Consider the following 14656-nt stretch of genomic DNA (forward strand, 5'->3'; position numbering starts at 1 on the left):
TTTTTAGCGCATTACGAACCATTACGTTTATAATCAAGCGAAAGCGTGTCTGCGACGAAATATACAAACATCAGAACAGATTATATAAAACAAAAAAGTATGGATTTTGAGTTTTTATGCAAATATCATAAAAAAATCAATATATATGCCGATAACTACACTGAGAGGTGTTTATGTGATTCTTATTAAGGAATTTTGTAAACACTTTTAATGTTATTTTTTGGAAGGTATTTTGGAATGTTTGTCTTTAGTGCGAGGCTTTACTAAAGAATAACTAGGATGCTGTTTATTTAATAGTGGTTAAACAGTTTTTTCAAGGAGGATATATATGGCTGATGAAACAGTAAAAAAGAAAAATGCTACTTTGAAAGGTGTAAGAGGAAAGCTGATTTTGACAACACTTTTATTGTGTATGATTCCTCTTGTAGTGTCTGTTATTATCGGTAATTCTACGTCTATTTCGAAATCTTTAGTAGATGCTGAAGCGTTAAATGTCCAAAAAGCTGCTGTTATTGAAAATGGTTATATGAGCGTTATCAATAAGAGCATCGAAGCATTGAGGGTAGCAGCCTGTTCGCCTGATGTTACAAAGTATATGGAAGAAGGCGAAGAAGAACGTGCTGCTGATGAAGAAAGAATTAAATTATGGCTTCAAAATATTGAAGCAGGTCTCGAAGGTAATAACCAAATCGTTATTACTGGTGCGGATGGAATGCAGCTTGTAAGAAGTGAAGGAGACCTTATCAATGTTTCAGATAGAGAATATTTTAAAAAGGGAATGTCTGGAAAAGAATATATTTCAGATATTGTAGTATCTAAAGTAGATGGGACAGCTACTATATTTATGGTTGTTCCTATTAAGGGCTTAAATGGAACGGTAGTGGGTACGATTCAAAGAGCATATAAGCTGACAAACCTGCATAATTATCTGGAATCACATGTTAATGCCAACAGAAAAGAACAAGCATTTATTTTGGGAAGAGATGGACTTGTAATTGGTCATTCGGGTTATGAAGTTGATGCTAATAATCCTGTTGATATGACAAATTCTAACTCATATAAGATGTCGAGATCTCAGAGTAGTGGCAGTAGTAAGTCTAAACTTGATGGTCGTGATGTAATTTTTTCATTCCAGTTGGAAGAAACAACAGGTTGGACTGTAGTAATGGTGGCTGACTATGATGTTATAATGTCCGAAACTATAAGCAGCGTTACAATTCTTTTGATATTCGGAATCGTAGCAGCTATAGCGGCTATTTTTGCTTCCTTTAAGATGGCTGATTCGTTCACTAAACCGCTTAATGCAGTTAATGAGTCTATTTCTAAGCTTGCAGAAGGCGAGTTTAAGCCAATAAATAAATATCAGGACAGAAAAGATGAATTTGGACTTATTATCAATAATACAAACCTTGTTATTGATAAGCTTCATTCAATTGTTGATAATATAAAAGCTTCAGTTGTATCTGTTGCGAAATCTTCTGAAGAGCTTGCAGATACAGCAAACCAGATATCTAAGACTTCCGAAGATGTATCTAATGCAGTTCAGGAAATAGCATCAGGTGCAACTCAGCAGGCAGATGAAATTCAAGATGTTACAGAAAATGTTGGCAATATTGGAAACGCTACGGATAACGTTCAGGATAATACAGATAAGCTTTCAGGAATAACTAATAGAATGAAGGATATAAGCTCTGAATCAGCCAAGAGTCTTACTAATCTTCAGAATACCAGTAGTGGAATGAGCGAAAGTATTATCCATATTGCTGAGAAGATTAGTGCGACTAGTAAAGCTGTTGAAGCTATCAATGAAAAAGTTGATGGTATTGCTTCTATAGCATCACAGACAAATCTTTTGTCACTAAATGCTTCTATTGAAGCTGCCAGAGCAGGCGAAGCCGGTAAAGGATTTGCGGTTGTTGCTGAAGAAATTGGTAAGCTTGCAGATGATTCCAGGCAGATGGCAGCAGATATCAGAAATGAGATGGATGTTTTGCTATCAGAGTCACAGGCAGCTGTTAATATGGCTTCTGAAGTTCAAAAGGGTAATGATGAGCAGCAGGAAGTTCTAGGTGTAACAGTTGGCAGTGTCAATGCAATGATTGAAGATATTATCTCAACTGTTGAAGGAGTAAAAGATATTGAAACTAACATAGGTACTTGTGTAAGCGCCAAAGATGTTGTAGTAGATGCAATGTCATCGTTGTCTGCTATTAGCCAGGAAAATGCAGCGTCTTCCGAGGAAACAGGAGCATCTATGCAGGAACTTTCAGCAACAGTTACAACTCTTGCACAGTCTGCAGATTCTTTGAAAGAAGTATCCGATAGATTGCAGAATGAAATCGCGTTCTTTAAATAAAAGTTAATTATGACTTCTTGCTGAGATTTAGGATAATCATCATCAAGAATCCTGCTTCGCAGGACAAAATTTGTCTTGACGACAAATTTTGGTCTGGTACGGTTACCTGTTTTCCTGATGAAAACAATAACCTATGATTAAATAGTTAAAAGACTATCAAAGAAGCTGGCAGAAAAATCTGCCAGCTTCTTTTCGTAGGTAGTATTACTTCTTGCTAATTCATTCAGAAACTCGCATTTACTGCGAGTTTCGTGAAAAAGTTCTCGAAGTGTAATGGCATTACGTAGAACTTGTTTCGCCCTCTATAGGACTGTAAGTTATCCTAACATTGATGTCCTGATTGTAATTACCAAAGTTTCTGCCATAAATGGTCAAACCGCCAACATGCTGTGCTGTATCAGGAATAGCCATACGGAATTTGATGACACTCTTACTAGTAAGATTGAAACGGTCTATTGTGACATCAGAAATTTTTAGACCATCTATGAAAGTACCATTATGGTTTATTACCAACATTTTCAAAAGTCCGTACTGATTCCAATTGGCAAACCACCAGTCAGGTGTGAAAATTCCTTTTACATCTCCAAAATCTCCAGGCGAAGTCCAGTATCCAAGATTTACATCATTTAAATAAAAATATACATCAGATGGCCAAATATTGTTTACTCCAGGAGCTTCTGAGGATAATTCAGCTGAAATACAGATTTCATCTATTTTTTGAGAAAAAGGAATGAAATTTGGAACAATGTATTCAACATATCCTTTTGTGAACCATAGGATATCTGCGCTATATCTATCGGGATGCGAGAAATATCTGGTGTCATCGACCTGACCTATGATATTGGTTGAAGAAGCAAGTCCGCAGGTAGGGTACACTTCATAATCAGAAAAAAGTCCGACTTTAAGAGAAGTTGTATAAACAGCCTCTTCCTCTTCTTCATGTTGTAAATCGATGAGGATTTTATCCAAATGTACTGAGCAGATTTTCTGATTACCATGACCGGAAGTTTCATTGGAAACAGTTACGATTCCGCATTCTTCGAGTTTTTTGATATGACTTGTAAGAGCACCATTAGTAATATTCAAGCGACTTGCAAGTTCGTTCATGTTCATTCCGTGATTATCTAAGAGAATTTTAACAATTTCAATTCTGATTTCTGAACCAAGAGCCTTGAACAGATCTAGTCCCTCACTTAACGTTTTAATATGTAACATACGCGTACCCCGCACTTTTCAGATTAGAAAGTTTTGCTAATAACGTGACAAGAAGTCATACTTTATTGTTGTAAACGAACGTTCTAATCATAATTAAATAAATGAATTTTAGTCGAATGTAAATTATTTCATACATTTCTTATATATGATTTTACTATATTAAAGTAAGCTTTACAAGTAACAATAAGTAAAGCAAAGGTAATTACTTATTATAAGTATAACTTATATATTCTATAAAAAATATTGAATTTACTTATAAACAATTTACTAGTATTATGTTTTTGGTTGCGTTAATTGGCGCAATAATAATAAATTGTTCGATTGTTCATACAGGATATGTTTTGATGCAACATTCGAATTATTGTCTTTTAGGAGGAAATTAAAACATGGTAAAGGCAGTTGTTGGTGCAAACTGGGGAGATGAAGGAAAGGGCAAGATTACAGATACACTTGCTGATAGTGCAGACGTTGTTATTCGTTTCCAGGGTGGTGCAAATGCAGGACATACTATCGTAAACGAGTATGGTAAATTTGCTCTTCATACAATGCCATCAGGTGTATTTCATCAGAATATAATGAACGTAGTAGGAAATGGTATGGCTTTTGATATTGACAAGTTTTTAAATGAGCTTGATTCTATCACAGAGAAGAATGTTCCAATGCCTCAGCTTCTTATTTCTGACAGAGTACAGGTTATGATGCCTTATCATGTTCTTTTTGATACACTTGAGGAGGCTAGACTTGCAGGTAAGAGTTTTGGTTCTACTAAGTCTGGCATTGCTCCGTTCTATTCTGATAAGTTTGCCAAGATTGGATGGCAGATTAATGAGTTCTATCAGGATGATGATGTTCTTATGGAGAAGATTAACAGAGTAGCAGATATTAAGGATGCTCTTCTTGTTAACCTTTATCACACAGATCCTATTGACAGAGAAGGACTTCTTGATTGGATTAAGGAAAGAAGAGACAGAGTAAAGCCTTATATTGGAGATGTTTCTCTTTATCTTGACAAGGCAATAAAGGAGAATAAAACAATTCTTCTTGAAGGTCAGCTTGGAACAATGAAAGATCCAGATCATGGTATCTATCCAATGGTTACATCTTCTTCCCCTCTTGCTGGATATGGTGCAATCGGTGCAGGAATTCCACCATATGAAATCAAACAGATTGTAGTTGTATCTAAGGCTTATAGCTCAGCAGTAGGTGCTGGCGAATTTGTTTCTGAAATTTTTGGTGATGAGGCTGTTGCTCTTCGTAACCACGGTGGAGATGGCGGAGAATACGGCGCAACAACAGGTCGTCCAAGACGAGTTGGCTGGTATGACTGCGTTGCTTCCAAATATGGTTGCAGACTTCAGGGATGTACAGATGTTGCATTTACAGTTCTTGATGACCTTGGATATCTTGATGAGATTCCGGTTTGTGTTGCCTACGAACTTGATGGAAAAGAAATTACAGAGTTCCCTGTAACTAAGGATCTTAAGAGATGCAAACCTGTTTATAAGGTATTCCCAGGCTGGAAGTGTGATATCAGAGGAATTAGAAAATTCGAAGATCTTCCACAGAAAGCAAAAGATTATGTAAATTTCATTGAGGAGCAGATCGGATATCCTATTACAATGGTATCTAATGGTCCGGCTAGAGAAGATATTATTTATCGCGAGAGCCCTTTAAAGAAATAATGGAGAAAAACAGTGAATTCTGTAAATAAAGAAAGTTCAGAAAAAACTCCAAAGTATAAAAGAGTTGCAGCGCTTGTATGCGTTGCACTCCTTGTAGGAATGTATGTTGGAATGCTTATTATGGCATTTATCTTTCCAGAAAATGCTATGGATATGTTCGTGACAGCGATGGGAGCGACAGTTGCTCTTCCTATCTTGTTGTGGCTGTTTATCTGGATGATGGGAATTTTCACAGGACGACATAATTTCGCTTCACTTGACGCCATGACGTCTGACATGGATCATGACGAATATGGTAATCCTATTCCACGTGAAAATACAGTTATAAATACTATTATCTTTGATATCGGAAATGTTCTTGTGGATTTTTCCTGGAAAGAGATGCTTCAGGAAAAAGGCTATAACAGTGAGCAGATTGAAAAACTTGGAAAGGCAACTGTATTTTCCGGATTTTGGAATGAATACGATAAGGGAATTCTATCATCAGAAGAAGTAAGAAATCTTTTCAAGAAAAATACTCCTGAACTTGCAGAAGATATCGAGAATGCGTTTGGAAATCTGACTGGTATGGTTAGAATCAGAAATTATTCCAAGAACCTTATCGGTAAGCTTAAAGATGAAAAGTATCAGGTTCTTGTTCTTTCAAATTTTTCAAAGCAGTGTCTTGAGGAAAATGAAAAGGACATGGATTTTCTTGAAAACGTAGATGGTGGAATTATAAGTTATAGAGAAAAGCTTATTAAACCAGATTCTAAAATCTATCAAAAAATTATTGAAAAATATGCATTAACTCCTTCAAGATGTGTTTTTATAGATGACACTAAAGAAAACATCGTGGCAGCCAGAAAAGAAGGCATAAACGGAATTGTTTTTGAAAGTTATGAACAAATGCTTGGAGATTTGAGAAAGCTTGGAGTAAGAATATAATTACTTTTAGAAATCGGTCGGGTTTTTTCTGATTGCTGATTATATAAGAAAAAGAAGACAAAAACTTTGAGGTACATATCAGGTACTAACTTGTTTTTCGTCTTCTTTTTCTTATGTTTTTTATAAAAAATTCAAACTGTTATAAGGTTTACAGAAGTTCAAGGAGTTTGGAAGCTGCTATTGAAAGTGGTCTCTGAGTATCGGTTACGACTTGTATGTGACGAGGCGATATATGCTGATTTAATCGAAGTTCGAAGAGTTTACCGCTTTCAAGTTCTTCCTTGGCAAAGTTTCTTACTATCATTCCTATACCTAAGTTTCTTTTTGCAAACTGTACTATCATATCGGTTGTAGCAAGCTTGAATTCCGGTTGAAGCTCTACACCATGTTGCTTCAAAAAGTCTGTTACATATTCTCCGCTTGATGTGGAACCTTCAAGCGAAATGATAGGATATTTCGTAAGGTCAGTTACGTCTATCATGTGATTTTTTAGCTGCATGAACTGCCTTCCTGCTACAAAGCAGTCTTGAATTTCCATAACGTTAGAAAACTTTAAGTTATCAGATATTCTATGCTTTGGATGTTCTATTCCGGAAGACACTACACCAAAGTCTATCTTATCCTCTGCAAGATATTGGAGTGTTTCTGGTGTAGGAGCATTTGTGACTGTGACTTTTATTTTGGGATACTGTTCATGAAATTTCTCAAGATACGGAAGTAGATAAAAGCGCAAAGTCATATCGCTTGCGCCGACTCTGACTTCACCAGCATCTAGATGCATCATTTGAGATAATTGTTTTTCGCCTCTAAGAATTTCTTCATATCCCTTTGAAACGTATTGAAACAATACTTTTCCTTCAGTAGTAAGAGTGATTCCTCTACCGTTTCGTTTAAATAATGTTATTCCAAGAGAGCGCTCAAGAGCTGCAATCTGCTGACTTACGGCTGGCTGTGATAAAGAGAGCTTCTGCGCAGCAGCAGAAATGCCTTTACAGGTTGCGACGTAGTAAAAAACTTTATAATATTCTAAATTTGTATCAAAAATCGACATAGTATTCTCCAAGTTTTTAGTATTTTCATTATATCTAATTTTACGCTGAGGATGCAGAAAATGCACGATGGTAATTATAAAAACGCATTTTTGTCCGATATATCCTATGAGTAGATATTTATAACAGTAAATTAGATAAGAGGAATTGATAATGGTTGTTCAGCATAATATGTCGGCTATTAATTCCAAAAGACAACTTGGAATAGTAAATAGTGAAAAAGAAAAATCAGCAGAAAAGCTAGGTTCTGGATATAAAATAAACAGAGCAGCAGATGATACAGCAGGCCTTGCAATAAGTGAGAAAATGCGAAGGTCTATACGTGGCCTTTCGCAAGGCTCGCACAATGTTCAGGATGGCATATCTATGCTGCAGGTTGGTGATGGAGCTTTGGATGAAGTAACCAGCATGATTCATAGAATGAGTGAACTGTCTATAAAATCTGCGAATGAGACATTGACAGATAGCGACAGGAAATATATCCAGAGTGAAATTGATGCTCTTTGCAAAGAAATTTCCAAAATAGAAGAAACGACTACTTTTAATGAAAAAAAGCTTTTTGGAAATGGCGCAGAAATAATTAGAAATGGTGATGGTTCTCCCCTTATAGAAGGTGATATCGATTTTGACAGCTTTAGTTTTGCAGATGTTACGATTAATCCCAATCCTGTTTTTACAGAGCGGGATGGGGGGAATACTCATGCATTTCAGGCTATAGTAAATGATACGAATTCTGCGGCTAATGGCAACAGATATGGACTTATATTCGGAAATGGTTCAACATCTGCTCCCTCTATAAGATTTACATACAATACAGGAACTACTGTGGCCACGAGGACCGCAGCTTTGGCAGGACTTGTAAGATCTGAATATACTAACAATACAGATATAGATGGAACAGTGTCACGAAAGATGACCTATGATACAGATGGAATAAAGTTTTCTATAACTGAAAAGGTTACGCCGCATCCTAATGCAGCAGACGATTTTAAGTATTATACAATTGATTATGATGTTGAAAATGAATGTGATGCGGAAATAAACTTTGAGATGCTCTTTCACGTTGATACCGCTTATAACAATAACGATATTTGTGAATCCTATTATATAGGCGGTGAAAGAATTGATACTACAAGAATATATAAAACAGATTCTTATACAGGCGTTACTGATAGAAACGGAGTTATTACTACAAACGATGTTCCACTGAGCTTGTCTGTAGTAAACAAAGATGAAGCACTTGCTTTCTCTGAAAAAGTTGTTTTTAATGATAGACCAGATGCTCTTTCGGTAGATGTTTATGCTATAAATAATAACTGGAACTATTATTCTCAGACTGCGCTTGGAAATATCACTAATAGTAGAGATCTTGGTTTTGGAGCTATTTGGCAAAGAAATGGCATAGCACGAGGAAATTCTTTTCATATTAGCTTAAATTATGGTATAGCACCTACAGCAAATGATCCTAACCTTAATCAGAACGAAGTTCACACTTCTAATAACCCTGCTTCGGTTATAACAGAAGCTAGAGATTTCTGGATTCAGGCAAGTGGTAACTCAGAAGATGGTATGTACATTACTTTTGGTAAGATTGATCTAGATACACTTGATATAAGGAATCTGAGTGTTTCGGATTCAGATAATGCACGTAAATCTATAGATAGATTAAAACATGCATTAGAACATGTATCGTCCCTTAGAAGCAGAATTGGTGCACAGCAGAATATGCTTGAGCATACTAAGAAGAACAGAGATAATGCGCATGAGAATACACAAAGTGCTGAATCTCTTATTAGAGATACTGATTTTGCAACTGAAATGGTTAGATTTTCTAATAAAAAGATTCTTCAAAATGTTGGTGAGTCAATGCTGGCACAGGCAAATCAGTCCAAAAAAGGTGTGGTTGATTTGTTGCAGGAATAAAATCTTAAAAACTATTGACATTTATATTTCTTAGTGGTATCTTATATATGTTTGATAACAAAGCAGAGTATCCACTCTCACCCTGCGACAGTTGTTTCAGGTGTTAATATTTTCAAATGTAACGTAAGTTTAACGTATAGATTTGATTATAAGGTGGATGCGTCTCGCGTGTCCACTTTTTTATTTGTTTGGAGGTATAAAACCATTAGCGACTTATTTATAAACGAACAGATCAGAGACAAAGAAGTTCGTGTGGTTGGGCCAGATGGCGAGCAGCTCGGTGTGATGTCTATTCAGGATGCACGTAAGGCTGCTGAAGAAGCCGGCGTAGATCTTGTTAAGATTGCTCCGAATGCGAAACCGCCGGTTTGCAAAATTATTGATTACGGAAAATATAAATATGAGCAGCTTCGTAAGCAGAAGGAAGCTCGCAAGAAGCAGAAGACAGTTGAGATTAAGGAAATCCGTATCTCTCCTAATATCGATACCAACGATCTTAATACAAAGATTAGTGCTGCCAGAAAGTTCCTTACTAAAGGCAACAGGGTAAAGGTTACTATGCGTTTCCGTGGTCGTGAGATGGCACACATGGGTGCAAGCGTTCATGTTCTGATCGATTTTGCAAAAGAATTAGAAGATTGTGCGGTTGTTGAGAAACAGCCTAAAACTGAAGGCCGAAGCATGATAATGTTTTTAGCCGAAAAGAAATAATTAAGAGAACATGTCGATTTCGTAAGAAATAGGAGGAATTATATTATGCAGCACAAGATGAAAACAAACAGATCTGCTGCCAAGCGCTTCAGAGTTACTGGCACAGGCAAGCTTATGAGAAATAAGGCAAACAAGCGCCATATTCTTACTAAGAAGTCTACAAAGAGAAAGAGAAATCTTCGTCAGCCAGCATCTGTTGATGCAACATCTGTAAAGACAATGAAGAAGATTCTTCCTTACATCTAATATTGTCAGGAAGTTCCGTTTTTGATTTGAGATTATTTAGGAGGAAATAACAATGGCAAGAGTTAAAGGTGCATTAAATGCCAAGAAGAAGCACAATAGAGTATTAAAGCTTGCAAAGGGCTACAGAGGAGCTCGTTCCAAGCAGTATAGAATTGCAAAGCAGTCCGTTATGAGAGCACTCAATTCTGCATTCGCAGGTCGTAAGCAGAAGAAGAGAGATATGAGATCTCTTTGGATCGTTCGTATCAATGCAGCTGCTAGAATCAATGGACTTTCTTACAGCAATATGATGCATGGTCTCAAGCTTGCTGGTGTTGATATCAACCGCAAGATGCTTGCTGAGCTTGCAGTAAATGATGCTGAAGGATTCAAGACACTTGCTGAGCTTGCTAAGAAGCAGATCGCTTAATTTATATATATGATTTATGGTAAGGCTTATCATTCTGATTAGAGTGATAGGTCTTTTTTTATGCACAAAATGAATTTTGATTTTTTGTAAACTATTCCGTCTGTTAATTAAAGGAAACTGATGATAAAATGGAAACTATGAAGAATATAAAAGTTTCCAAGTGATGATGATAAAATGTACTAATAAATAACTCGACATAACTTTTATCAGGAAACCTTGAAAATATTCATGACAAAAGGGAAGGTGAAAATGGACGAAATACGAAAGAAAATATTAGAAACAGTTGTAATCGAATATCAGAAAAAGGGTTTGAAGTTCACAATGGATGATATAGCAAAGGAACTTCATATAAGCAAGAAAACAATTTATAAAACTTATCGTGACAAAGAGCAAATGCTTGATGAGATGGTAGATTATGTGTTTAATTCGATTAAAGAAACAGAAGCAAGGATTATGAAAAATCCGATGCTGTCTACTGATGAGAAAGTTAAAAAGATTCTGGGAGCGTTACCGGATAATTATAAAAGTCTTGACTTCAGACTTTTATACCAGCTTGCTGAGAAATATCCGAAAGTATATAAAAAGATTAATTCAAGACTTGAAAGTGATTGGGATAATACTATTGCGCTTATTGAGCTTGGAATAAAAGAGGGAAGTATAAGAAATGTTTCAATTCCAGTGGTTAAGCTGATGTTTGAGTCGACAATTGAGAAATTTCTTAGTTCTGATATTTTGATAAAAATGGATATGGATTATACACAGGCTCTTTCACAAATGGTTGATTTGCTTGTATATGGTATGAAAACACGAAATTAAAGGCTATGGTCTTTTGTTTTTTAAAATATTTTTTGGGTAAGGCAGGGGTATATGATTTTAAGTAAGGATAATATTTTTTTATTGCAAACTCGTAACACTTCATATTTATTTAGTGTTATGAAGTCAGGTCACTTAGAGCATCTTCATTACGGAAAATCATTAATGACAGAAAAGATGTATGAGAATCTGGTTGATAACCTTTTTTCTAAGGATAGTAACAAGGATGGTGATACAACCAGCGATAAAGCTGACAATAAAAGAAAGATTGACATATTCCTTGAAGGATGTAAAGAGGCACTCAGTGAAAAACACTCATTTGCTAGTGGAAATGCAATAAATTATAGCGATGAGTTTGGAAATATAGCGCTTGAGAACACTTCATTGGAAATAAGTTCTGTGGGAAAAGGAGATATAAGAGATCCGTTTGTGTTGATTACACATACAGATGGCAGTATTACGTCTGATTTTTTATTCGAAAAAGCCGAAATCGTTGATGGAATTGAGAAAATGGAGACACTTCCTTGCTCATATGGCTATAAAGCAGGAAATAAAGAAAAAGTCAAAGAAGAAAATAAAGCAGAGTATACAGTAGAGAATAAGGAAGAGAACAGGGAAGATAAAAAAATAGGAAATATATATGAGAGCATGAAAAAAGCTGATCAAATACAACATCTTAAAGTGACTCTTGTAGATAAAGAATATAATTTGAGACTCTATCTGTACTACAATGTTTATCCAGACTGTGATGTTATAACAAAGCGATGTGTTTTGGTAAATGATAGTAAAGAGACTGTTCACATAGATAGACTTATGAGTAATCAGATTGATTTTCATAAGTCAGGACTTGTTTTTGCTTCTTTTCATGGAAGATGGGCAGATGAAATGAGTATGGTTGAAACTGTATGTGACGGAGGACGAGTAGTAAGCGAAGAGATGGCAGCTGGAGAATCAGGAAGCCGTTCTAATCCATTTGTTATGGTTATGGATAAAGATACAACTCAGGATTTTGGAGATTGCTACGGATTTAACCTTATCTATAGTGGTAATCACTATGAAGCACTTTCATCCAATGGATATGATAAGAGCAGGTTTATAAGTGGCATTTCACCAATGACTTTTGGATGGAAGCTTGAACCTTTGAATAAATTTGAAGCTCCTGAAGCTGTTATGACTTTTTCTGTAAATGGAAAAAACAAAATGAGCTATAACATGCATAGTTTTGTAAGAAAGCACATTGTTAGAGGCAGATGGAGAGATAAAGAAAGACCTGTTCTTGTTAATAGCTGGGAAGCTTCGTATATGAATTTCAACGAAAAATCTCTTTTGAAACTCGCCAAAGAAGCAGCAAATCTGGGAATTGAGTTGTTCGTGCTAGATGATGGATGGTTTGGTCAAAGAGATGATGATAAAAAATCTCTTGGTGATTGGCATGAGAATAGAAGAAAGCTTCCAAATGGATTAAAGGGCCTTTCGAAAAAAGTAAGAGAACTTGGACTTTTGTTTGGTATCTGGGTAGAGCCTGAAATGGTGAATGAAGATAGTGATCTATATAGAAAACACCCGAGCTGGGCAGTGAAGGTTAAGAGTCATCATCATTCTAAGGGTAGAAATCAGATGAATCTTGATATTTCGAGAATAGATGTTCAGGATTACATTATAGAATCTATGAGTAAAGTGTTTAAAAGCGCTGATATTTCTTATGTTAAGTGGGATATGAATAGAATTTTTTCTGATTATTACTCAGCAGCGCTTCCAAATGATAGGCAAGATGAATTTATTCATCGCTATTATATTGGACTTTATCGTATCATGGATGAACTTACATCAAGATTCCCTGATATCTTGTTTGAAGGGTGTTCTGCCGGTGGTAACAGATTTGATTTAGGTATACTAAGTTATTTTCCACAGATATGGGGAAGTGATGATACAGATGCATTTTGCAGAGCAAGAATTCAGCGAGGCTATAGCTATGGATATCCTCAGTCTTGCATGGGAGCACATGTTTCTGCTACACCTAATCATCAGACATTAAATAGCGTACCGCTTGATACAAGATTTAATGTTGCTGCATTTGGCTGCTTTGGATATGAACTTAATTTGTGTGATTTGTCACTTCCTGAGAAGAAAGAGATAGCAAGTCAGATAGCTTTTTATAAAGAATGGAGAAGGGTTTTTCAGTTTGGAAACCTCATAAGACTTGAAGATGAGAGAATTATGGCGGTTGATGACAAAAAAGAAAGAGCTATAGCCTTGCTGTTACAGCGGGATAGTAGACCAAATAGGGATATTACAACCTATAAAATGAGCGGGCTTGATAATGATGCAATCTATCATTTCACTAATAGATATGTTAATATTGACTTAAAAGCGATGGGAAGTCTTATAAACACTATGAATCTTCCTATTCATGTCAAACAGGATGGAGTTATCCATACAATTGCAAACAGCATAGTGACTTTGAAAAATGAAGAAGAGGACTGTAAAGTGTCTGGATGCGTTCTTAATAGTGTCGGTGTGCGTCTTCTCCCAAAGTTTAGCGGTATTGGTTTTGGAAACGATGGCAAAACAGGCATACTTCGTACTGGTGACAGTCGCTTGTATATGATGCAGAAAATCTAATGGAAAGAGTAGGTAATAGAATATGAGTCTTAGAGATATTTTATTTGGTGATGATTCAGAAAAAGAGAATGAAATAAATAAGGAAGCCGAAAGAAGAGGAGCAGAAGCTGCAGCAAAGTATGCTGCTGCTACTGATGAGAAAGAAGCTGACAGTGGAGAAATCGTTACAACAGATATGCTTATTGGTCAGATTATCAGCAAGCATCCATCTGCAGCAAGGTTCTTTATGGATTGTGGAATGGAATGTATTTACTGTCCGGCATCTCAGATGGAGTCTTTAGAAGAAGCTTGTGCGGTTCATGGAATTGATGCAGATGAAATCTGCGCAGAACTCAATGCACAGCTTGAAGAGTATAGAAAGTGACAAAAAACTATAGATTTTTGTCTATTATATTTGATAGCTGAGTTTTGATGGTTTGTAATATTTCATGAGCAGAACTGTTTATAAACGTTGGTTCTTAGATGCTGTCTTTTAGCATCTTATGAACCATTACGTTTATAATCAAGCGAAAGCGCGTCTGCGACGAAATATACAACCATCAAAACGGACTACATAAAAACAAAAATCTATAGGTTTTTGTTTTCATCAGGAAAATCAAAAACCGTACCAGACCAAAATTTGTCGTTAAGAGAAATTTTGTCCTGCGAAGCAGGATTCTTGCTGATGATTATCCTAAATCTCAGCAAGAAGTCATGACTTCTT

Annotated in this window: 12 protein-coding genes; 10 read left to right on the forward strand and 2 right to left on the reverse strand. The window is 36.0% G+C overall.

The genetic code is table 11. The annotated features are described in order from the left end of the window. Positions 1-328: 328 nt before the first annotated feature. Positions 329-2356 carry a methyl-accepting chemotaxis protein gene (locus tag G634_RS0113985; protein ID WP_026505799.1) on the forward strand — a complete coding sequence of 676 codons (2028 nt, stop codon included), beginning with the start codon at positions 329-331 and terminating at the stop codon, positions 2354-2356. Between the two features lie 279 nt (positions 2357-2635). On the opposite strand, the gene G634_RS0113990 is transcribed toward G634_RS0113985, so the two are convergent. Then, on the reverse strand, positions 2636-3571 hold the full coding sequence (locus G634_RS0113990; protein WP_026505800.1) for an ArsR/SmtB family transcription factor: 936 nt from the start codon (positions 3569-3571) through the stop codon (positions 2636-2638). A 386-nt stretch (positions 3572-3957) separates the two neighbouring features. Between G634_RS0113990 and G634_RS0113995 the strand changes: the two genes are divergently transcribed. Together G634_RS0113995 and G634_RS0114000 are read left to right on the forward strand one after the other, a co-directional pair. After that, complete coding sequence (locus G634_RS0113995; protein WP_026505801.1) at positions 3958-5253, forward strand: adenylosuccinate synthase; 1296 nt, start codon at positions 3958-3960, stop codon at positions 5251-5253. Between the two features lie 12 nt (positions 5254-5265). Continuing rightward, positions 5266-6180 carry an HAD family hydrolase gene (locus tag G634_RS0114000; protein ID WP_051234037.1) on the forward strand — a complete coding sequence of 305 codons (915 nt, stop codon included), beginning with the start codon at positions 5266-5268 and terminating at the stop codon, positions 6178-6180. Positions 6181-6328: 148 nt separating this feature from the next. On the opposite strand, the gene G634_RS0114005 is transcribed toward G634_RS0114000, so the two are convergent. Next, a complete protein-coding gene (locus G634_RS0114005) occupies positions 6329-7231 on the reverse strand; it encodes a LysR family transcriptional regulator (protein WP_035800238.1) in 903 nt (300 codons plus the stop codon). Positions 7232-7382: 151 nt separating this feature from the next. On the opposite strand from G634_RS0114005, the gene G634_RS0114010 reads away from it, so the two are divergent. From G634_RS0114010 to G634_RS20950, 7 genes are all read left to right on the forward strand, one after another. After that, complete coding sequence (locus tag G634_RS0114010) at positions 7383-9152, forward strand: flagellin N-terminal helical domain-containing protein (RefSeq protein WP_026505804.1); 1770 nt, start codon at positions 7383-7385, stop codon at positions 9150-9152. Positions 9153-9320: 168 nt separating this feature from the next. Further along, positions 9321-9863: a translation initiation factor IF-3 gene (gene infC, locus G634_RS0114015; RefSeq protein WP_051234039.1), complete on the forward strand. Its 543-nt coding sequence runs from the start codon at positions 9321-9323 to the stop codon at positions 9861-9863. 45 nt (positions 9864-9908) lie between these two features. Continuing rightward, positions 9909-10109: a 50S ribosomal protein L35 gene (gene rpmI / locus G634_RS0114020; RefSeq protein ID WP_026505806.1), complete on the forward strand. Its 201-nt coding sequence runs from the start codon at positions 9909-9911 to the stop codon at positions 10107-10109. A gap of 52 nt (positions 10110-10161) precedes the next feature. Then, positions 10162-10518, forward strand: coding sequence for a 50S ribosomal protein L20 (gene rplT, locus G634_RS0114025; protein WP_026505807.1), 357 nt, complete (start codon positions 10162-10164; stop codon positions 10516-10518). Between the two features lie 249 nt (positions 10519-10767). Continuing rightward, complete coding sequence (locus tag G634_RS0114030; RefSeq protein ID WP_035800241.1) at positions 10768-11334, forward strand: TetR/AcrR family transcriptional regulator; 567 nt, start codon at positions 10768-10770, stop codon at positions 11332-11334. 51 nt (positions 11335-11385) lie between these two features. After that, entirely contained in the window at positions 11386-13953 is a 2568-nt protein-coding gene (locus G634_RS0114035) for an alpha-galactosidase (protein ID WP_026505809.1), read from the forward strand. Between the two features lie 22 nt (positions 13954-13975). After that, a complete protein-coding gene (locus tag G634_RS20950; protein WP_081676647.1) occupies positions 13976-14317 on the forward strand; it encodes a DUF1858 domain-containing protein in 342 nt (113 codons plus the stop codon). The last annotated feature ends 339 nt before the right edge of the window (positions 14318-14656 follow it).

Origin of the sequence: Butyrivibrio sp. NC3005 (assembly GCF_000424545.1) — a bacterium.
GTDB lineage: Bacteria > Bacillota > Clostridia > Lachnospirales > Lachnospiraceae > Butyrivibrio.

Bases quoted from the DNA above. Each gene is read 5' to 3' on its own strand.
- G634_RS0113985 (WP_026505799.1), top strand. From the start codon at position 329: ATGGCTGATGAAACAGTAAAAAAGAAAAATGCTACTTTGAAAGGTGTA.
- G634_RS0113990 (WP_026505800.1), bottom strand. From the start codon at position 3,571: ATGTTACATATTAAAACGTTAAGTGAGGGACTAGATCTGTTCAAGGCT.
- G634_RS0113995 (WP_026505801.1), top strand. From the start codon at position 3,958: ATGGTAAAGGCAGTTGTTGGTGCAAACTGGGGAGATGAAGGAAAGGGC.
- G634_RS0114005 (WP_035800238.1), bottom strand. From the start codon at position 7,231: ATGTCGATTTTTGATACAAATTTAGAATATTATAAAGTTTTTTACTAC.
- G634_RS0114010 (WP_026505804.1), top strand. From the start codon at position 7,383: ATGGTTGTTCAGCATAATATGTCGGCTATTAATTCCAAAAGACAACTT.
- rpmI (WP_026505806.1), top strand. From the start codon at position 9,909: ATGCAGCACAAGATGAAAACAAACAGATCTGCTGCCAAGCGCTTCAGA.
- rplT (WP_026505807.1), top strand. From the start codon at position 10,162: ATGGCAAGAGTTAAAGGTGCATTAAATGCCAAGAAGAAGCACAATAGA.
- G634_RS0114030 (WP_035800241.1), top strand. From the start codon at position 10,768: ATGGACGAAATACGAAAGAAAATATTAGAAACAGTTGTAATCGAATAT.
- G634_RS0114035 (WP_026505809.1), top strand. From the start codon at position 11,386: ATGATTTTAAGTAAGGATAATATTTTTTTATTGCAAACTCGTAACACT.
- G634_RS20950 (WP_081676647.1), top strand. From the start codon at position 13,976: ATGAGTCTTAGAGATATTTTATTTGGTGATGATTCAGAAAAAGAGAAT.